Source organism: Paenibacillus azoreducens, from assembly GCF_021654775.1.
GTDB classification, from domain to species: Bacteria; Bacillota; Bacilli; order Paenibacillales; family Paenibacillaceae; genus Paenibacillus_AQ; species Paenibacillus_AQ azoreducens.
The window spans coordinates 1,178,971-1,198,241 of the sequence record NZ_AP025343.1 but is presented as its reverse complement, the minus strand read 5'-3'; the positions used below and the strand labels follow the sequence as shown (position 1 = coordinate 1,198,241).

Sequence of the window (19,271 nt, the reverse complement as noted above, 5' to 3'; positions counted from 1 at the left end):
ACATGCATTGGAAATTTTAAACATGCTGCATTGATCCCAGTATACGATTATCACTTTCATAATGCAAGTAAGATTGTTTTCGTTATGCAAGTATGATAAATTGGTCTTATGAAACGTTCAGATCTTAAATCACACTGCCCGATTAATTTTTCTTTAGAGGCTTTTGGCGATAACTGGTCTTTGCTGATTATCCGAGACATCGTATATTTCGGAAAGAACACCTACGGGGAGTTCATGGAATCTGATGAGAGAATTTCATCAAATATACTGGCCAGTCGCCTTGCTCATTTAGAGTTGAAAGGCATTCTCGTTAAAAAGCCCCACGCTACAGATAAGCGCAAAGAGGTTTATTTTCTTACAGACAAAGGCTTGGATTTAATACCAATATTGCTTGAGTTAGCCGATTGGGGCGCCCAAAACGACCCTGAGACCGATGCGCCGCAGAATTGGATTTCCGCGGTGAAAGCCGATCGAGAATCGATGATAAGACTTATTCGCGATACCGTTCGCAACGGCGGGTCCATTTTTTCTGGTCCCGATAGTGTGGTCAGTAAATTAGCTATCACTTAAAGTAAAATGATTGTGAAATTAACAAGAGCAGGTGCCGCGGCGGCCTGCTCTTGTCCATTTTGGGATAAAGCCAAAGAAATTATGAAAGGTAGACAATACTTTCCTTTGAGGGAATTAGTGAACTTCCTTGGGATAATATGTGCTCTTTTTTTATTCAAATTAACGGAGTAGTAGCTATGTAAGCACTCATATCTCTCGCTGTCAAATCTGTACCTACTTGAGCAACTTCATCAAATGCCCCAATTCTTAACGCGATACTATGAAGATTTTCTTGGTAAGCAAAATAAGAAGCAAGTGCTTCTCCAAAAGATTTGCCCACGCCATAGGTCTATTCAAAGCTTGCAATCACCGATCCCAGCAGGAATATAACGAAGTCAATAAATTCCTTATTTAAATACATCTACTTTGCGGGTGGTGTCAGTTTTCTGGTACTGCCCCTTCTTAAAGGCATACGGTTTTCTTAGTCGAAAATCTCAACAAATCAAAGTTACCAGTCTGATACCCTAACTGTTAAGCTCGATAATCAAGTTATAATAATATTTCATTTGCTTTAAATACGATATTTCTTTTCTTAATGATGCCCTGTATGCCTCAGAACCTTTCGGAATTCTGATCCGAGCCCTCTTAAGCTCATCAATCTTTTTCTGTAAAATAGCAATTTGTTTGTTATAGTAATCCATTTTTTCTTGATAACTGCTCGTTTTAGCTGAAGCTGTATCTACCTGCGGTGCCGTGACTGCGTAAGTAGACATCATTCCTATAACCACAGCCAGAGATAAAAGTAACTTTTTCACCTTATGTATCCTCCTCAAATATGGTCAAAGCAATCTTACCATGTTGTGGAGTACATTTACATAAAAACCAAAAGTAGACCGCTCTATGTAAGGAAACGGTTTATTAAGATTATTATATCCATCCGCTGAAGAACCCGTGGACAGTAAAATAAATCATACACATTCATTTTTATTGGCCAATTCATTCCGTTGATTGCATCTTTCGGCTGATATGATGATCGTTTTTAAAAAAATTAGAAAAGAACCGAACCATTTTCCGATAGAGAGGCAATATAGTGTGTAAGCTGCTTACAGGAGGGCCCTCTGAATGCAAAATGAACATATGTACCAGTTACTTATCAAAATGAAGGCAGGTGATCAACAGGCGTTTCATGCGATGTATGATGCTACCTATCAGGATGTCTACCGTACAGTCTCCTTTCTGGTGGATCATCAGCAGGATCGGGAAGATGTCATGAGTGAGATCTATATGCAAATGTGGCTCTCGCTTGATAACTACGATATGAACCGTCCTTTCCACTTCTGGCTGCACGGCTTGGTAATCCGTCAAGTGCAAAGATTTCGGGTCAAGAGCTGGAGGAGATTCCGAATTTTTGAACGCATCCGCGCCTTCACTCGGGAAGAAGAAGAGTCTTATTGGGATCAACATACTGCGCTCGATGGGACGGACCAAATGATATCGCAATCCATACGAAAACTGACCGACAAACAGCGGACAGTGATTATCTTCCGCTTTTTTCACGACTATACCCTTGAGGAAATTGCAACTTTGCTCGATGTTCCGCTGGGTACGGTCAAATCCAGATATCATGCCGGCCTTCAGGCGCTTCGAAAATACTTATGGAATCTCCCCCCGGAAAGGATGGAAAAGATCAATGACTATTGAACGCAAAATCCGTGAACATCTGCACAAAGAGGCAGAAACGATGGAATGCCCCCCGGCCGTTTCCAGACGAATCGAACAATCCTATTCTCAATATTTGCAACGAAAAAGGAGCGAAAAACCTATGAAAAAACGATTGATTGGTGGATTAGTTGCAGCTATGATTATGATTCCAACCGCAGCATTTGCGGCCCCTACCCTGATTGAGATGCTTACTAGAACACCAATGACTGCTGAACAAGTCAAAGTGGATGAGGCTTCCAAACCAGCACTTGAGAAACTGTATAGCGCTTTTCCCGAAACAAAATCATTTGAGATTATCGATGCAAGCTCCCTTGGAGGAGACACCACAAATTCAACCAACAAGCAAGCGATCCAAACAAACTTCGCACTACAGGAAAAAGGGGGAACCGGCAAAAAGATTAGCCTTGGTATTAGTGCTGCGGGTAAGATTGACAGCGTGATTCAGGAGAATTGGGAGCCTAAAGAGAAGCCGGTCATTTCTTTAAACGATCAGGAAATCAAGGCGAAGGTAGATTTTCTTATTAATAAAATGTATGGCAGCATTGATAATTACGAGATTAGTATGGAGCAATTGGATAATTCGAATCAAAAAACGTTTATGTTGAGTTACATCAAAAAGGGATCAGAAAAACCATTCTACCAAGCATTTGTTCATGGCAATACAATCAGTGTCTCACTGATCGGAGGCGAGGCTACACCTTCAAACATGAAAGTAGAAGGCTTCTTCTCTACAAATGGCAAGCCTGATCATACTGCAGATTCCTTTTTAAATGATGAAAAACTGTTTTCTTTACTAAAAATGAGCCCAGCAGAATTAAAACAAGAATTAGCAAAAGGGAAAACTGTTGTGGAAGTTGCAGCATCTAAAAATATCTCTAAACAACAAGTCATTGATGTGATTGCAAAAACACAAGCTGAAAAAGAAGTTAATGGTGCTGCTGTGTCAAAGAAACAAATGGAACAACTGTCAAAAGCTCTTGAGCCAAAAGTATTGCAAGTCATTGAACATAAAACTGAAACACCTTGGTAAGAATAAAGCAGGCCAAAACTGGAAATTCAGTTTTGGTCTGCTTTTTGATTCAACTATTGTAACCGTTAGCTTAATGCATAATGGCTACCTGGCTATTCCATATTCAAAATTAGTTTGGTTTATATTACTCATTAGTTAGTCAAGTTTAATAATCTTATCAAAGCAGTATGAATCTTTGTCATAGCCATTATGTACATAAAAAGCATGGGCGTCGGTTCGCTTAAATCCGCTACATAAAATAATACTTGATATTCCTATCTCTTTAGCATAATTTTCAGTGTGTCTTAGTAGTTTTGTACCAATCCCGCTATTCTGTAATTCCTTTTTAACAGCAAGCCCTTGGATATGTAGATAACCAATCGAATACCCTACGGATAACGCCTGAACTATAGTGACAAAACCAACCACATCATTTTCAAATAATGCAACGAATGTTTTGTAATTTCCATCCTTATTCATGTTTTCCATAGTAACTCGAAAGTTTTCAATATTAACATTGCGAACTCCAAGTACATCGTTCCATAAAAAAACAACTTCAGTATAATCATCTGCTACAACTTCTCGTATCTTAATTTCCATACCCAACTCCCCCTTAAATATTCGAACAAAGGATTCGACAATCGTTAGCTTAATCCATATCGAATCGTACCACAATTTTTCGTTTTGAACATAGGTTTGTTTACCTATTGATTGTAAAAATCGTTTCTTCTTAAATATTTTATATCCTTGATTAATCCTGCTATAAAGCTAATAGGGATCAATATCAAAGGAATTAGTATTGTAAAAATCATAAGCCAAAGTACAGCGCCACCTGTCTCTGCAGATAAACATATAAATGAAAAAAAGTATATATTAAAAATTATTAAAGGATAATTCAAACAACATAAATATGCTACTTTCTTTATAGACCTTGCTACAAAGACTACATAGCCAATTAATATTGGTGTTGTCATAAGAAAATAATATGGAACTTTATCAGCTTTTGGATCGAGTCCTTCGCTAAAGAAATCATACTTATTGCCATATGGGATCACTACTAAGAAAAAATATGCCGTAATGATTATAGAAACTATCAATAAATAGATACTTATATTGGATCGATTAGTGGCCATAAAATTGCCTCCAAATTAGATGAGTTCCTATATTCTTTTAGAATTTATTATATTTTGCGCTGATTTCCTAAGCGGACTTTTGCAGGATCGAGGGGCGACATCGTCAACCCGATACGTGAATATGTTGTGACTCATAGTCGTCCGTTGGCATCCTGCTACATGTTGCGGAAAGTCGGTTTTCCCGCAGTCTCGTAGCGCAATAGAACCGCGCCGCTCGAAAAAGTTCTGGATTCAAGCAATTGCAAGGCCGTCGGCATCGTTCCGGAATCAAAGAACCGTTTTCCCTTTCCGAGCAATACCGGAAACTGCCAGATGTTCATACGGTCAATCAGATCGTGACGCAGCAATGTCTGGATCAGGTCGCTGCTGCCGGCGACGTGCACCTCTGTATACCTCTCCTTCAGCAATGGCACACTTGTGGTCACATCCGCATCGAGCAGCTTTGAGTTGTTCCAATCGACGCTCGTTAATGTGCGGGATGCGACATATTTCGGTTTCTCGTTCAACAGCTTGGTGAACGGGTTGCTGGCCGGAGCCTGCTGCCAGTACGGCGCGAAGATTTCGTACGTTTTGCGACCGAGCAACAGCGCGTCGAGCCTCGCATAATCAGCCGCGATCAGTTGTCCGGACTCCGCATCGACATACGGTGCCTGCCACCCGCCATAGCCGAAATCACCTTCGCGATCTTCATCGAGCCTTCCCGGAGCTTGAATAACACCATCCAACGTCATGAACATATGCACAACCAGATTTCCCATGTTCCTTTTCATCCTTTCAAAATAATTTCGCTCTCATTCATAGCTACGAACGACGTGAACAGCCCCTATTACATAAGGCAATGGATGACCGTATTTTCCATTTGTATTTTACCCATGCTTCCCATCCAAGAATTGCCCAGTTTTTAAATGTAATTATGTCAATTGCTTCATGAACAACATCATAGTTTAAAACTATCTCTTTTTTTGATAACGATTTATTCATTAGATCAACTGGTAATAAATCAACATCATTCAACTGATTCTTGCTCCTTTTGATTATACTTCTGTGTTATTGATGGTTTTTCGGCAATTTCCTCTAACGTTCTTGTATCTATGACGCGACCCGGCCTTAGATAGCTCTTATCTTAGACCGGGTCGTGTGTTGTCTGAGTTAATATCTATGCCTTTACTTCTGACAACCAAGGGACGAATGTCCCGTAGCATAGATGCATTGTTATACGTAGTTACTGACCTCTATGATATACCTACACAACTCAAGGCTCTTATAGATTCTATTGTTGTATGAATATCCTTCAAAGAACCATCATCACTACTCCAGCTTCCATCATTATTTCTCAATTCAATTAATCGAGTTATAGATTTTTTTATTATCTCTTCTTCATTATTTACTCCGCTTACTATTAACGTATTGATTAACCAAGCTAGGTTATCTGAGGACAACTTTGGAAATTGTTCACATAGGCATTGAAAAATGGCTTCTGCTTCTTTAAACAATCCTAGAGAATAGAATAAACCTCCTATTAGCCAGTTTGTATGTAAATACGAATTAATATTTCCGTTGATATCGATATGTTCTCTTAAGTAAGTAATTATTCTGTTGTCTATATTTGATGAATAATGATTAATCCAGAAACCACAATTCGCAGTTAAATATAATCTAGCCTTAATATCACCTGGCATAACCCATGGTGGGCACATGTCTATTGGAATATTGTTTTCTTCGAAATACCCCATTTCATTCATTTGTTTAGTAATAAATTCTATTGCTCGCTCAATAACAGGATGTGTTTTAATGCCTGCCTGTTCGAGCATTGCAAGTCTATAGCATGTTGCATCTAACGAACTGCTATCTTTTGCCCAAAAGGGTGACCAACTCCCATCCTGCCTTTGTGATTTAATAAGTCCCACTAATTCTTCATCATCTGGAATCTTCCTATCCAATATATTCTTCAATCTAACAATATCAAATGGATCAGTGGAATTTTGTTTTACATACTCAATAGATTTACTTAAACTCACTCATCTCACTCCTTTGTTATTAAATCAGTAATTACGTATAACGTTCTCGCATTTCTGACGTCCAAGCGGCTTAAGGCACAAAGTGCCGGGTCGTCAGACTTAGCCGATTGGATGTGTCGCCAGATTCTACTTCTCTGACATACTTCTTGTCGACCAAGGAGCGTCAGCGACGAAGCAGAAATGTTATGTTATAAGATGTTGGCGGCTTCTTGAACATCTCACATGATCTTCTTTAAATAAAAAGAGCCCTAACTTTATTGCTAGGGCTCTGCTGTCATTTATATATGTCTCCTCTAGGTCCTATACGAACTACAAAGATAATTAATTCATTATTAAGAACCTCATAGACTATTCGATAATTCCCCACCCGTAATCTATAGATTATCCCTTCTTTACCCTTCATTTTCTTTGTATTCGGATTGTTAAATGGATCATTAGATAATTCTTCAAGGGATATAAAGATTCTTCTTGCGGTAACTCGGTCTATTTTCATCAGGTTCTTTTCAGCTTCACTTGAAAATGTGACTTTATATTTCAAGTTCACGTTTTAGGTCCTCCAAGGATTTTGTCTGACCATTTTGAAATTCAATCCGTCCCTGTTCTATGGCCTGAATATCTTCAGGTGTCAAACAGTCATCGTCTTCATCAAGCTGTTTTTCAAGTAACCATGATAAAAAGCTCTTTGCGACAACCTTATTTTTCTCATTTAAATTACCTAATATGTTTTCCAATTCATCATTCGGGACACTCATCAACTGTACCCCCTTTTATTTAATCATTCTTATTATACCCCAATATATAAGGATGCTCCAGACATAGCTTTTTCACTACATCAATGTTATTAGCCTTCATATATTCGCTCTTACGCCAATTTCTTATAACGTTTCCGTGTTCACGACGTCCCACCGACTTAAGCCCCGCCAGGGGCGGCCGCGATGCGGTTAGTCGGTGCGGATGTGTCCGGTGAATCTGCTTCCACGAAAATGCCTCTCCCGGGTCAAGGGCCGTGCTCGTCACGGCCCGCAGCGTTGAATGCGATGTTATATGATGCGCCACACTTCTCCGAATCTACTATCAAAATTATTTCTCCCCAATGTAACAAAAATAATCTTCATCTTCTATACAGACATTCCTAAATTGATATTTGTTAGATAGTTCAATCAGCTTATCATCACTGGGGATTGGATCGATTTTACCGACATAACCTATTCTTTTATGATGTTCTTTTAATTCATGTCTTGTTCGTGCATGTACAATTATAAACTTTCCGTTATTCTTCAAATTTTTATATGCGTTCAGAAATACCATGTCAAAATTATTAAAATGAGGGATGCTATCAAAGATAATCACAAAATCGAACCAATAATTCATACTAAATTCATCTTCGAAATCAGCGCAAAATGATTCTGCATTTGGATATTTTGCCTTTAGTTCCTTAAGCATATTATTCGAGATATCTACTGCTACGTATCTTTGGAGATATATATCGAAACATTGGAGTCTTGAAAAAATTATTCCAGTCCCTGCTGCTACATCGAGTAATGAATGTTCATCTGTAATATTAAGTCTCTTTATCAATTGGTCAGCATACTTAATTGATTTTTCAGGAATCTTTTGATCCCAATCTGATGCCAACAAGTCAAAGTTCTTGATCTTCTCTTCTTCTTCTTTTCTTTTGTTTTTCATGGGTTTCCTTCTTTTAAAATTTATTGTGGCGTTTCATATAACGTTTCCGTATTCACGAACCCTCACCGACTTAAGCCCTAAAGGGGCGGCCGCGACGCGGTTAGTCGGTGCAGGGTTGTCCGCCTGATTATCCTCCTCGCCCATCCCCTGGCGGACCAAGGATCGGCTTCAGCCGATCCGTAGCGTGAGTATAATGTTATAAGATGTCGGCGCTTCTTCGAATTACTTATAAATCGGTTTTACTAGGTGTCCATCCGATCTTCTGGCTCCATGTATTAGCCTTCTTTATAATATCCCATACGATTTCAGTCTTGGCATCTACATATTTTTCTCTTTGATCTCTATACCGTTTTGCTAATTCATATTTCGTCCTGGCATATTGATCTCTATCATCTTCATGAGTTCTTAAGTAATCTCGAAATAATAAATTGAATTGTTCAGACCAGCTACCTGCTTGCCTTACATGTATATGGGTTCTTCTCGTCCCAGGTGCTTCTCTGAAATACCTCTTAGTCAAATCATCATTATTCGAATGATATCGATATCCTAAAGATGCAAGTCCGGATATGATTGTCTCTATATTACCTAAATCCCTTACAGATATCTGAATATCAATAATAGGCTTAGCTGCTAAACCAACTACTGCCGTCGATCCAATATGATCGATTCTAAGTACTTCAGAGCCAATTTTCGTTACGATCTGGGCTCTTAATTCATTAAAGAGACTTGGCCAATTATCGCTGTACGGCTCAATAATCACTGGATCCTTCATCGTGATCACCAACTCTAATGTTTTTTACGCTCTTCGCCGATTTCTTATAACGTCTTATTCACGAACTTCATGAACAATTCATATGTATGGTATTCGCGAAACTGTTAAACTATCCTGCCCGTAAGTTGAAATCCTCCAGCCGGTTGCCCGAAGCAATATAATATAGTTAATATCAGTTTCCGCTCGATTTCTAGGCCGGGAAAAGTTGCGATACCGGCAAAGATCGGCTAAAACATTTTTTACCACCGGATGCTGTAATTGGTGTGCTAAGCTATAATTATGGCCTGATTTATTTCTCATCAGTTTATTTCAATAACAAGGAGCGCCTAAAATATGAACTTGCATATCATAAATGAAGCAAATGAGGACGGCAAAAACTACATAAGAAACAAGATGTTCGAATTCAACTCGATGCATTTCCCTGATCAATTCAAAGGAAGGTACCAGGAAGTAAATCTGTATCTGAAAAATGATGCGGGACAATTCTTGGGCGGGATTATGGGGGAAATATGCTGGAACTGGATGGAAGTGCATTATTTATTTGTTGATAAGCAACTTCGCAAGTCCGGTTATGGGACAAAGCTTTTAATTCAAGCTGAAGCTATCGCCAAAGACAAGAAATGCGATTTTATCAAACTGGATACGTTAAGCTTTCAAGCATTGGATTTCTACCAAAACCATGGTTTCGAAGTATACGGCATCATCGAAAATGCCGGCGGGTATACGCATTATTACCTCAAAAAAAGACATCATTTGAAGCACTAATTCGTTTTCCCTTAATCAAACATATTAACGCCCAGTACGCACAAAGCAGCCATTCCCCAGTCTTCCCGGAAAATGGCTGCTTCATTATTTATTCCCGCTTGTATTCCTGCTTGCATATGCCCCCATCACTTAAACCCCGTAAAAGCCGATCCCGATTGCATATAGTACTTCTGCCCGAAGAAATAGAGCAAAATCATTGGAGTCGCCATAATCGTCGACGCGGCCATCAGCTTTTCCCACTGCGCCCCGTGATCCTGCTGGAAGCCTTGCAGACCAATATCCTGCTTACAAGGTTGCTTTGCTCCCTACCCCTATACCCCGGCATAAGAATGCAACCCGGCAATAATTAAATTGATACCGATCAAAGTAAACATGACGACGATATAGCCGATGACAGACAGCCACGCGGAACGTAGACCATACCAGCTTCTGGACAACCGTAAATGCAAATATGCGCTGTAGAACAACCAAGTAATCAGAGCCCATACTTCCTTCGGATCCCATGCCCAAAATCGGCCCCAAGCAATACTGGCCCAGATCATGGCGAAAATAAGCGCACCTAGAGTGTAAACCGGAAAACCAAGGGCGATGGCCCGGTAACTGATTTCATCCAAATGTTTAGGATCGATTCTCTGCAGGGACGGATGGAGCACCGCTCCAATCGGTTTGCGCAATAATAATCTTATTATTCCGTAAAGCAGCGATCCGCTCAGAAATGACCATACGACAGTGTTCCATTTACGTGCGGCATCCACTCCTTTCATCCATACAGGCGTTTCAAAAACAGCACTCTTTAAACCTAGGAAAGAATCTATATGTACGACTTCACTATTATATGGTTTAAAAATAGGGGGCATCTTGTAAATAACAGTATGTTCCGAAATGGACGCTTGTCTTTCGGCAGCTGCTATTTCATTTCTCTGCAAAAATTCCGCTTCATACCCGATTCCCCGGAAAAGAAAGACGGTGCCGATGAAAGCAACAACGACCACGACAAAATAAATCGTCACTTCAAGCCAGCGCTGCATGCGTTTATCTCGTTTCGATTCCCCTTGGAAATCAATCACGCGGAGCAGATACATGAACCCTGCAACAGACCCGACAGCAAAGAATGCGCTGCCAAGAGCAGCCATCGTAACATGAATGCCGAGCCAGACTGATTTTAAAGCAGGAATAAGCGGCTGAACTTCATGTGGAAAAACTGAGGCGTAAGCAACGATGATGATGATAAGCGGTAAAGTAAATAACCCAAGTATGAACGAACGATAGATAGCGGTAATAATGATGAAGACAAGCATAATAACCAACGCCAAAAAAGCCATAAATTCATACATATTACTTGTAGGCACATGCCCCGCACCAGCCCAGCGGGTAAAAAAATAAATGCTATGACACGCAAAACCCAGCACGGAGATTATAAAGGCGATCTTTCCCCAACGCTTCATATGCAGTTCCGGATCACGGTTTCTCCACTTTTTGCCTCCAAATGCAATCATATAAAATATAAATCCCAAACAGTACAGGAAAAAAGCAGTTATAAATGCATACCTGCTTATATTTAGCATATCCACGCTTTGGTCACTCCTTAGTAAAATAAAGAATATTGTTACTCCTAAACAAAAAAAATGTTTTTTTGGAATTAACTACAATTATAGATGTATTTAAATGCCAAATGCCTACAATTTTAAATAATAATTATGAACAATGTGTGTCATGACTTTTACCATATAAAAGACGTCCACGACAAAGCAGCCATTCCCCGGTCTTCTCGGAAAATGGCTGCTTCATTATTTATTCCCGCTTGTATTCCTGCCTGCATATGCCCCCCATCACTTAAACCCCGTAAAAGCCGATCCCGATTGCATATAGTACTTCTGCCCGAAGAAATAGAGCAAAATCATTGGAATCGCCATAATCGTCGACGCGGCCATCAGCTTTTCCCACTGCGCCCCGTGATCCTGCTGGAAGCCCTGCAGACCGAGCGTAAGCGTCCATTTGGCGGCATCGTTCAAGTAAATCAGCGGCCCCATAAAGTCGGTATAAGCACCCACGAAGGTAAACAAGGCAACGGTCGCTAACGCAGGTTTCAATGTCGGCAAAATAATTTGCGCGTAGATCCGGAATTCGGACGCTCCGTCCATTTTCGCTGCTTCAGACAGCTCCCTGGGAATGCCTAAGAGAAACTGCCGCAATAAGAAAATGTAGAATGGCGCTCCGAAAAAAGCCCCGATCGTAAGCGGTAAAATGGTGTTAATCCAGCCGAGCTTGGCAAAGATGATGTATTGCGGAATCAACTGCACCTGCGACGGCAGAATCATCGTAGCCAGGACGATCGCGAAAATAATTTTGCTCCCAACCCACGGGATTCGAGAGATCGAATAGGCGACGAGCGGAGCGGCAAACAATTGTCCAATGATACATACCACACAGATCACCAGCGTGTTCAGCATATAGTGGCCAAACGGCACGGTTTCAAACGCAGCCTTGTAATTCGACCATTGAAAAGATGCCGGGATGATCCGCGGCGGCAGCTCGAATATTTCATTCGGCGACTTGAGCGAGGTGAACACAAGCCAAACGAAAGGGAACAGAAAAAATACCGAGAACAAGATTAACATCGTATGCGGAAAAATCCTCGTGCGAAGCAGCTTTGCAGCGCTCATCCATTATTCACCCCCGTAATAGACCCAGCGTTTGGATGTTTTCAGAACCAACAGCGTAATCAGCATGACAATAATGAACAGAATCCAGGCAAGTGCCGAAGCGTACCCCATCTTCAGATTCATGAAAGCTTCCTGATACAAATTAACGGCGTAAAATAATAATGACTGCCCGGGACCGCCGAGGGAGCCTCCGTTCGATTTCCCTCCCGCAAGAATGTAGGATTCCGTAAAAATTTGAAACGCGCCGATCAGCCCCATAATAAGCTGGAACAAAATAATCGGCGACAGCGCCGGAACCGTTATTTTCCAAAACCGATGCCACCAGTTGGCCCCATCGACCTGCGCCGCTTCATAATAGGTTTGCGGAACGCCTTGCAGAGCCGCCAGAAAAATCAGCGCACCCGCTCCGGAGCCCCAAAGTCCCATCAGAATCAGGGAAGGCTTGGTAAACTGGGGGTCCAGCAGCCAAGCCGGATCGGGAAGACCCGCCCAGCGCAGAAAAATGTTGACCAGGCCGAAGTCCGGATTCAGCATCCATGTCCAAAGAAGGGCGCTCGCGACACTCGGGATCACCGCAGGCAGGTAAAATATCGTGCGATAATAATTGATGCCTTTGACTTTGAAGTTCAGCAGCATGGCAATGAGCAAAGAGCTGAACAACGTGATGGGAACGGATATAAACGCCATAAACAGCGTATTGCTGATGGATTTATAAAAGTTGTGATCTTTCATGATCGCCTTGTAATTATCCATGCCCACCCATCTCGGGGCATTAAACAGATCATATTCCGTCAAACTGAAGTATAGGGAGCTGAAGAAAGGATACACGGTAAAAATCAGGAACCCGATAATCCATGGGGAAGCGAAAATGAGCCCCAGCCAAAAATAATGCCATTCCCTTCTCGTCCAGCCCCTTCTCCTTAAAGACGTTTGGCCGGAGATGGAGTCTTTCATCTATCCGTCCTCCTCCTGATCGATTGGATCTAACCCGGCCCCTATAAGCGGCTGAGTTAGATCCTTATGCCGGATTATTTGACTAGAGGCTGAATCTTGTCTTTGACCCTTTTCAATCCTTCATCAACACTGACTTCTCCGCGAAGAATCGCATTGTATTGCGTCGAGAACTCCGTCATATACTCCGACGAAAAAGTTGTGGCCGGGAAGGAGCGCAGATTCGGACTCGAAGAATATTGCAAAAACTCCTTGAAGCCGGGTACATCCTTGTAGATTTCATGCGTTTGCAGCGAGGTTCTGGTCGGCAGATTGCCGATCGCCGCGGTAAACTCCGCCATTTGTTCCGGTTCCGTGATCCATTTCAGGAATTTCCACGATTCATCCGGATGCTTCACGCCTTTAGGAATATAAAATACACTTGTAGTCACGTTGCCCGGATTTTTCAGGTTGGGATTGTTATCATCATAAGGAATCGGCGCGATGCCGTATTTCAAGTTCGGAGCGAACTGTTTGATGAATGTCGGCAGCCATTCGCCGTCGATCGTCATCGCATACTTGCCTGTGAAGAAAGGATTCTGAGGCGACATGTACTGGCCCAATCCGGACGCAAACCGATCCAGCTCTTTGGATCCGAACTGATCCCAGATCCCTTTTCCGAACTCGATAGCCGCTTTGACGCCTGCATGATCCGGAGTCACCTGCTTTTTGTCCGCATCATAAAAAGAGCCGCCATATGAATAGCTGAACGTAAAGGCATCAACCCCCGGCCATAGGCCCAGCTGCTGAAGTTTTCCTCCATTCTCTTTGACGCTCAGCTTCGCGATGTATTCTTTGAGCTGGCCCATCGTTTCCGGAGGACCGTTCAGACCTGCTTTTTCCAGCATATCTTTGTTATAAAACAGCATCGATACGTGCATGGCAATCGGAATGGCATACGTCTTCCCTTGGGATTGCGATGAACTGAGGGCAGCCGGCACAAAATCGCCCAAATCGACGTTATCCTTCTTGATGTAATCATCCAGCGGCATCATGGCGCCCCGCTCTCCCCACGGCACGACATCTTTGCCGAAGTTGGACGCGACATCGGGAGGATTGCCTCCCGTAATGGCCGTCAGCTGCTTCTGGTAATCGCTTTGCGACAACCCTTTCACCTTAATATCGGGATTTGCGTCATTCCACTTCTTGATCAATTTTTCGAGCGCTTCTCCCTCCGGACCGGTCCATCCGTACCAAAAGCTAAGCTCAACCGGCTCTTTTGGGGAATCCCCGCCCTTCGTTTCGCCGCTTTCCTTCCCGGAGCTTGGAGTATCTTTACCACTGCAGCCGGATAAAATCGCAAGCAAAAGAATGAAGATCAACCCCCACAAACTCCCTTTTCGCATCATGACTTTTCCCTCCTTAATCTTTGGACAGCGACACCAACGAAGCGCGTTTGCTGCCATCAACTATCCCATATGTTAGCATGTAAGCGCTTTAGATAATTTCACTATTGTATCGTAAAGTTGGACTATCGTTAAAATTTAACTTACTTGTTCATGGCCTGTTTTCGGAACTGATTGGGAGAAATGCCTGTATACTTTTTGAAAATTCTGCAGAAGTAAGCGAGCTCGTTAAACCCTGTGGCATAACATACCTCCGTGACCGACAATGACGGACGCTGCAGCAGCACAAGCGCATTTGCGATGCGCAAATCAACAAGATAGCGGTTGAAGGTCTTGCCCGTCCATTCTTTGAACAGCCTGCAAATCGTCGGCTTCGACATATTGGATATGGCGCAAATATGCTCCAGCTTAATGTCCTCATGCGCGTTTTGATCGATATATTCGACGACTTTATTCATCGTGTCCCGATACCTTTCGATTTTTTGGAATCCCGCCTTCACCAGCTCCCCGTTCACCTGACGGATGATGATCGATAACAGCTGCAGCAGATTCGCTTTCAGCACGATTTGGAAAAACGGCGCACGTCCTTCATATTCGCTCAGCATATCCTGAAGCAAATTGCGGATTTTCCCATCCGTTACTCCATCAAACACAATCTGCGAATGATGAGAGCAGTCGGAACGCAAAAAGTGCTTCAAATAGTTGGTGTCAAAAAACGTCTGATCCCTGGAGGAATCGTCAAAACGCTCGTTGATGAAGGACGGCATAAATTCGCAGCCCAAAATCTCAATCTTCTCGTTCTCGAAAGCCTGAATGCGATGCATCGTATAAGGAGGAACCAGAAATAAATCCCCTTTTGTGATCCGGTATTGCCGCGTGCCGAGCGTGTGCAGAAATTCCCCCTTGGATACGTACCATATCTGAAAATAGTCGTGAAAATGGGTGGACAAGCTGACGAGGGTATCCATTCGATACATCTTGCAATGCAAATCTTCCAGCATCTCCAGCTTGGAGTTAAAATAGATCACCCCTGAGCGGGTTAATTGGTCGATATCGAGCTTTTTCATCTCAAATCACTCCTCTTTACATATCCCCTTTTTCGTAACACCTGCATTTCGATTGCCATCCGCTCGCGTTTTACAACTCGTTACGTTAGTACAATCATTCCTTTCTGAAATCGAATAAAATTGGACCTTGAAACTTACAAAAATATGGGGAGTTGAGCCTGTATGGCATCGAAAATCGCCTATTTGGATGGTTTAAGGGGTTTGGCCGCTTGCGTGGTCGTCGTTTCTCATTTTTTTCAGGTATTTGTGCCATCCGTTTTTGAAGGTAAACAGGAGATTACCCACTTTGTTTTTGAAAGCTTTGCCGCGCGGACACCGCTGAACCTTTTGTTCAATGGCAACTTTTCCGTTTGCGTCTTTTTCGCATTGAGCGGTTTTGTGCTCAGTTGGAGGTATTTTTGCACGAAAGACAAGATACATATTTACTCCTCCGCGCTGCGCCGGTATTTCCGATTGGCCGTTCCTGCCACCTTGTCCGTCATCTTTGCCTACGTGGTCATGCTGCTTGGTCTGGGATATTTTGACGAGATTCGCCAAACGACGTTGTCTTCGATGCCTGATCCGTTTTTGGCCAGTTCAAATTTTCCCGTCATGATTCAAGAGGCTTTATTCCACACTTTCTTCACTTATGGATCCGCTTACAATCCCGTGTTATGGACCATGACCTATGAGCTGTTCGGTTCCTTCCTCATCTTTGGATTTCTTTTGACCGTCGGCAGATTCAGGCTTCGGGTGATCGGGTATGCCATTCTCGCCCTGCTGCTCATTGATTCGTATTATTTAGGTTTCGTGCTTGGCATGGCGCTCAGCGACCTGAAATACAGCGGCCGAAATTGGCTGACCGTCATTCAGCGGCCTTGGATCACCCCCTTTCTTCTTTGCATAGGGCTATATCTTGGCTCCTATCCTTATGTAGGGATAGAGAATACCATATATTCCGTCCTGGTATGGAAGACCCCTTCCTTTTCGTTTTTTGTGTTTTACCATACGATAGGCGCATGTTTAACCCTGACAGCCCTCCTGACTTCCTCCCGCCTCCAGTCGCTATTCAGCCGGAAACTGTTTTCCTATCTGGGCAAAATATCGTTCTCCTTGTATCTGCTTCACTTTACAATCATCTGCTCGCTCGGATCGTATATCTTCTATCAGCTGCACCCCCTATTCTCATACGGCCTTAGCGTGACTCTCACCTTTATACTAACCACCCCCGTCATCTTTGCATTAGCCCATTTGTTCTATCGATTCGTCGATGCGCAAACCCTGTCCATCCTCGGTCAGTGGAGCAAGCGGATCTTCGATCCGTTGATTCAGAAAAAGACACGCAGCGTGCAGACTGAAAAAACTAAAAGTATGTAAAAACGCAAAACAGCCATTCCCCGAGCTTGCCGGAAATGGCTGCTTTACTATTTGTGCCGCTAAGGGCTTATAAAATTCGATATCGCAAGAAAAACTGCCTTTGAATCGCGGCCCTTCATTCTTGATTGGCCTCGATTGGTTTTCTTTAGATATCAGACAAACATGCCGTTTCGCGGCACCACTATAAACTTCAAAGGAATTTGCATCCTGATATCGCAAGAAAAACTATAGCTAAAGGTGGTCTGTCTGCTGTGATAGTACATCAATAGACGTTTTTCTTATCAAAATCGGACTTTTTGAACAACCTCTGGCAGGTTGCGGGCGGGTAAAATCATAGTTAAGAGTCAGTACCTGAGACTGTGCCAGCCGCCGGGTCAGGGGGCTCACCCCCGGCTTCCTATCTTTCAGGGCTCCAGATGGGTCGTGTACCCAAAAGCCTGCAATTGTGCATCCTTTTTTCGCTATATATTTGTTAATGGGAGAATTGTTGCGATAGTGCATTTATTTCGCCGCTCAACGTGACTTTTAGCCGATTCAACTGAAAAAGGATGCACTTTCGCACGCTTTTAGCCATAATTAGCCGATTAAGCCGGTAAAAGATGCACTTTTGCAACTTTTTTCCTGAAAAGCATTAAATAATATAGTCCGCCGGCAAATCTTTTTCAATTCCTTCAAATTCATGGGTAGATCATCTTCGCAAACTATGTTTCCCTGATTATGGAACGATCGCTCTTATTTATCAAATATCAACAATGCAATCGAACATAGCCATAAACTTAAAATAACCCCACAAAGTGTATCGGAAAGAAGTCCGACGCCTGAAGGGCGCTTTTGGGGAGCGAAAGTACTGAGTGACGTGTGGCCTTTGAAGCTTATTCCGATTACTTTGCGGGGACCCCGGATGTTTATATTTTCAAAAAGCCGCCCATCGCCAATTCAATCAAGTGACGACAGGCGGCTTAGGCCGCATTTCTTTATCTACAGCAGCTAAATTTTTACAGTAACTAAATTTCTACTGTAACTAAATTCTACAGCTACTAAATTTCTCACAGAAACTAAATTTTTACAGCTACTAAATTTCTACAGCAACTAAGCTTTTGCTGCTTCCTTATCCTTCGCAATATACCAATAAGCAATTCCCACGAACAAAATGCCGCCGATCATGTTGCCAAGGGTGACCGGAATCAAATTCGCGGCCAGCCCTGCCCACGAAACCGTCTCCGGATGCGGGATGAACAGAGAAACCGACAGAAGCGTCATATTCGCCACGCTGTGCTCGAACCCTGAAGTGATGAAAGCGAATAGGCACCAGAAAATCATGACCAGCTTCGCCATCTCTTCCTTCAGCTTCATGGAACACCAAACCGCGAGACAGACGAGCGTATTACATAAAATGCCGCGCATGAACAGCTCCATAAACGGCGCATTCATCTTCGCGCTCGCGGCGTTGTTGATGAAGTCGGCCGTGCCGCCCTTCGCAAGCCCGGTAAAAACGAAAATCGCCGCGACCAGCATGGAACCGGCAAAATTGCCGGCATAGCTGTAAAGCCAAATTTTGAAGGTATCCAGCCAGGTCGTTTTTTTGTTCAACGTACTGACCATCATGACGAAGTTATTCCCGGTAAACAGCTCCGACCCGGCCATGATGACAAGACTCAGGGCAATGCCGAAGCTGATCCCCATCACGATCTTCGTGCTCGGCGCATGAGCGGGAGCGAGCATTCCGCCAATCGTAAAAATCAGAATGATGCCAAGCCCGACGAATAAGCCGGCCAGCATGGAAGAGACGAGGTACTTGCCCAAACTCCGGTTCATGAGATTGACCTTGCCCACACCCGCATTTTCAACGACTTGTATCGTGTTTTTCATGCTGCCTCAGCCCCCCAATGTAGACATAACCGTCAATAATCGCCGTCTCGTATGTTGCGATGCAGCCGTCATCCGGCTTCTGTACTTCACCGGTTGTCAGCGAGATTTTCCAGTCATGCAGCGGGCAAAAAACGAATTCACCCGATACGATCCCCTCGGCCAGCGGCCCGTTTTTATGCGGGCACCGGTTGCTCACGGCGCGCACCTCGCCGTTTGACAGCAGGAATAATGCGATCGATTGATCCAGCACCTGAACCTCCTTGCCGATTTGCGGCTTCAGATCCTCCAGCTTTATGACTTTCACCATTTCCTTTGTAGCGCTCATG

The 19,271-nt window shown here is 43.0% G+C and carries 22 protein-coding genes; 5 read left to right on the top strand and 17 right to left on the bottom strand.

The features are described from left to right. The first annotated feature begins 108 nt into the window (after nt 1-108). Complete coding sequence (locus L6442_RS05110; protein ID WP_212977802.1) at nt 109-570, top strand: winged helix-turn-helix transcriptional regulator; 462 nt, start codon at nt 109-111, stop codon at nt 568-570. A gap of 503 nt (nt 571-1,073) precedes the next feature. Here the strand turns inward: L6442_RS05110 and L6442_RS05105 are convergent. Then, on the bottom strand, nt 1,074-1,364 hold the full coding sequence (locus tag L6442_RS05105; protein WP_212977803.1) for a hypothetical protein: 291 nt from the start codon (nt 1,362-1,364) through the stop codon (nt 1,074-1,076). A 307-nt stretch (nt 1,365-1,671) separates the two neighbouring features. Between L6442_RS05105 and L6442_RS05100 the strand changes: the two genes are divergently transcribed. Both L6442_RS05100 and L6442_RS05095 read left to right on the top strand, forming a co-directional pair. After that, nucleotides 1,672-2,250, top strand: coding sequence for a sigma-70 family RNA polymerase sigma factor (locus L6442_RS05100; protein ID WP_212977804.1), 579 nt, complete (start codon nt 1,672-1,674; stop codon nt 2,248-2,250). Beyond that, the gene (locus tag L6442_RS05095) at nt 2,240-3,301 is read left to right on the top strand and encodes a hypothetical protein (protein WP_212977805.1); all 1,062 of its coding nucleotides are present in this window, start codon (nt 2,240-2,242) and stop codon (nt 3,299-3,301) included. The genes L6442_RS05100 and L6442_RS05095 overlap by 11 nt, the downstream gene beginning before the upstream one ends. Nucleotides 3,302-3,436: 135 nt before the next feature. On the opposite strand, the gene L6442_RS05090 is transcribed toward L6442_RS05095, so the two are convergent. The 9 genes from L6442_RS05090 to L6442_RS05050 all read right to left on the bottom strand — a co-directional run bounded on the left by L6442_RS05090 (nt 3,437) and on the right by L6442_RS05050 (nt 8,889). Continuing rightward, the gene (locus L6442_RS05090) at nt 3,437-3,880 is read right to left on the bottom strand and encodes a GNAT family N-acetyltransferase (RefSeq protein WP_212977806.1); all 444 of its coding nucleotides are present in this window, start codon (nt 3,878-3,880) and stop codon (nt 3,437-3,439) included. A 104-nt stretch (nt 3,881-3,984) separates the two neighbouring features. Then, the gene (locus tag L6442_RS05085) at nt 3,985-4,413 is read right to left on the bottom strand and encodes a hypothetical protein (protein WP_212977807.1); all 429 of its coding nucleotides are present in this window, start codon (nt 4,411-4,413) and stop codon (nt 3,985-3,987) included. A 155-nt stretch (nt 4,414-4,568) separates the two neighbouring features. Further along, a complete protein-coding gene (locus tag L6442_RS05080; protein WP_212977808.1) occupies nt 4,569-5,171 on the bottom strand; it encodes a dihydrofolate reductase family protein in 603 nt (200 codons plus the stop codon). 43 nt (nt 5,172-5,214) lie between these two features. Further along, nucleotides 5,215-5,427: a hypothetical protein gene (locus L6442_RS05075; RefSeq protein WP_194232910.1), complete on the bottom strand. Its 213-nt coding sequence runs from the start codon at nt 5,425-5,427 to the stop codon at nt 5,215-5,217. 218 nt (nt 5,428-5,645) lie between these two features. After that, on the bottom strand, nt 5,646-6,431 hold the full coding sequence (locus L6442_RS05070) for a prenyltransferase/squalene oxidase repeat-containing protein (protein ID WP_194232911.1): 786 nt from the start codon (nt 6,429-6,431) through the stop codon (nt 5,646-5,648). Nucleotides 6,432-6,705: 274 nt separating this feature from the next. Then, nucleotides 6,706-6,975, bottom strand: coding sequence for a type II toxin-antitoxin system RelE family toxin (locus tag L6442_RS05065; protein WP_212977809.1), 270 nt, complete (start codon nt 6,973-6,975; stop codon nt 6,706-6,708). Continuing rightward, the gene (locus tag L6442_RS05060; protein ID WP_212977810.1) at nt 6,959-7,183 is read right to left on the bottom strand and encodes a hypothetical protein; all 225 of its coding nucleotides are present in this window, start codon (nt 7,181-7,183) and stop codon (nt 6,959-6,961) included. Before L6442_RS05060 ends, L6442_RS05065 begins: the two co-directional genes overlap by 17 nt. 328 nt (nt 7,184-7,511) lie before the next feature. Continuing rightward, nucleotides 7,512-8,117 carry a class I SAM-dependent methyltransferase gene (locus tag L6442_RS05055; RefSeq protein WP_212977811.1) on the bottom strand — a complete coding sequence of 202 codons (606 nt, stop codon included), beginning with the start codon at nt 8,115-8,117 and terminating at the stop codon, nt 7,512-7,514. Nucleotides 8,118-8,343: 226 nt separating this feature from the next. After that, the gene (locus L6442_RS05050; protein ID WP_194232914.1) at nt 8,344-8,889 is read right to left on the bottom strand and encodes a GrpB family protein; all 546 of its coding nucleotides are present in this window, start codon (nt 8,887-8,889) and stop codon (nt 8,344-8,346) included. Between the two features lie 333 nt (nt 8,890-9,222). Between L6442_RS05050 and L6442_RS05045 the strand changes: the two genes are divergently transcribed. Further along, the gene (locus L6442_RS05045; protein WP_212977812.1) at nt 9,223-9,654 is read left to right on the top strand and encodes a GNAT family N-acetyltransferase; all 432 of its coding nucleotides are present in this window, start codon (nt 9,223-9,225) and stop codon (nt 9,652-9,654) included. A gap of 311 nt (nt 9,655-9,965) precedes the next feature. Here L6442_RS05045 and ccsB read toward each other — a convergent pair whose 3' ends face one another. The 5 genes from ccsB to L6442_RS05020 all read right to left on the bottom strand — a co-directional run bounded on the left by ccsB (nt 9,966) and on the right by L6442_RS05020 (nt 15,720). Next, entirely contained in the window at nt 9,966-11,225 is a 1,260-nt protein-coding gene (ccsB, locus tag L6442_RS05040; protein ID WP_272880322.1) for a c-type cytochrome biogenesis protein CcsB, read from the bottom strand. Between the two features lie 258 nt (nt 11,226-11,483). After that, on the bottom strand, nt 11,484-12,317 hold the full coding sequence (locus L6442_RS05035; protein WP_212977813.1) for a carbohydrate ABC transporter permease: 834 nt from the start codon (nt 12,315-12,317) through the stop codon (nt 11,484-11,486). A 3-nt stretch (nt 12,318-12,320) separates the two neighbouring features. Continuing rightward, the gene (locus L6442_RS05030) at nt 12,321-13,271 is read right to left on the bottom strand and encodes a carbohydrate ABC transporter permease (RefSeq protein ID WP_212977814.1); all 951 of its coding nucleotides are present in this window, start codon (nt 13,269-13,271) and stop codon (nt 12,321-12,323) included. Nucleotides 13,272-13,345: 74 nt separating this feature from the next. Then, nucleotides 13,346-14,656 (bottom strand): ABC transporter substrate-binding protein, encoded by a 1,311-nt coding sequence (locus tag L6442_RS05025; RefSeq protein ID WP_212977815.1) that lies wholly within the window; start codon nt 14,654-14,656, stop codon nt 13,346-13,348. 140 nt (nt 14,657-14,796) lie between these two features. Next, complete coding sequence (locus tag L6442_RS05020) at nt 14,797-15,720, bottom strand: AraC family transcriptional regulator (RefSeq protein WP_212977816.1); 924 nt, start codon at nt 15,718-15,720, stop codon at nt 14,797-14,799. A gap of 162 nt (nt 15,721-15,882) precedes the next feature. Here L6442_RS05020 and L6442_RS05015 point away from each other — a divergent pair, with 162 nt between their 5' ends. Further along, nucleotides 15,883-17,076: an acyltransferase family protein gene (locus tag L6442_RS05015; RefSeq protein WP_212977817.1), complete on the top strand. Its 1,194-nt coding sequence runs from the start codon at nt 15,883-15,885 to the stop codon at nt 17,074-17,076. 1,089 nt (nt 17,077-18,165) lie between these two features. On the opposite strand, the gene L6442_RS05010 is transcribed toward L6442_RS05015, so the two are convergent. Together L6442_RS05010 and nirD are read right to left on the bottom strand one after the other, a co-directional pair. After that, nucleotides 18,166-18,945 carry a formate/nitrite transporter family protein gene (locus L6442_RS05010; RefSeq protein WP_212977818.1) on the bottom strand — a complete coding sequence of 260 codons (780 nt, stop codon included), beginning with the start codon at nt 18,943-18,945 and terminating at the stop codon, nt 18,166-18,168. Further along, nucleotides 18,920-19,270 (bottom strand): nitrite reductase small subunit NirD, encoded by a 351-nt coding sequence (nirD, locus tag L6442_RS05005; protein WP_212977819.1) that lies wholly within the window; start codon nt 19,268-19,270, stop codon nt 18,920-18,922. The genes L6442_RS05010 and nirD overlap by 26 nt, the downstream gene beginning before the upstream one ends. Between the last annotated feature and the right edge of the window lies 1 nt (nt 19,271).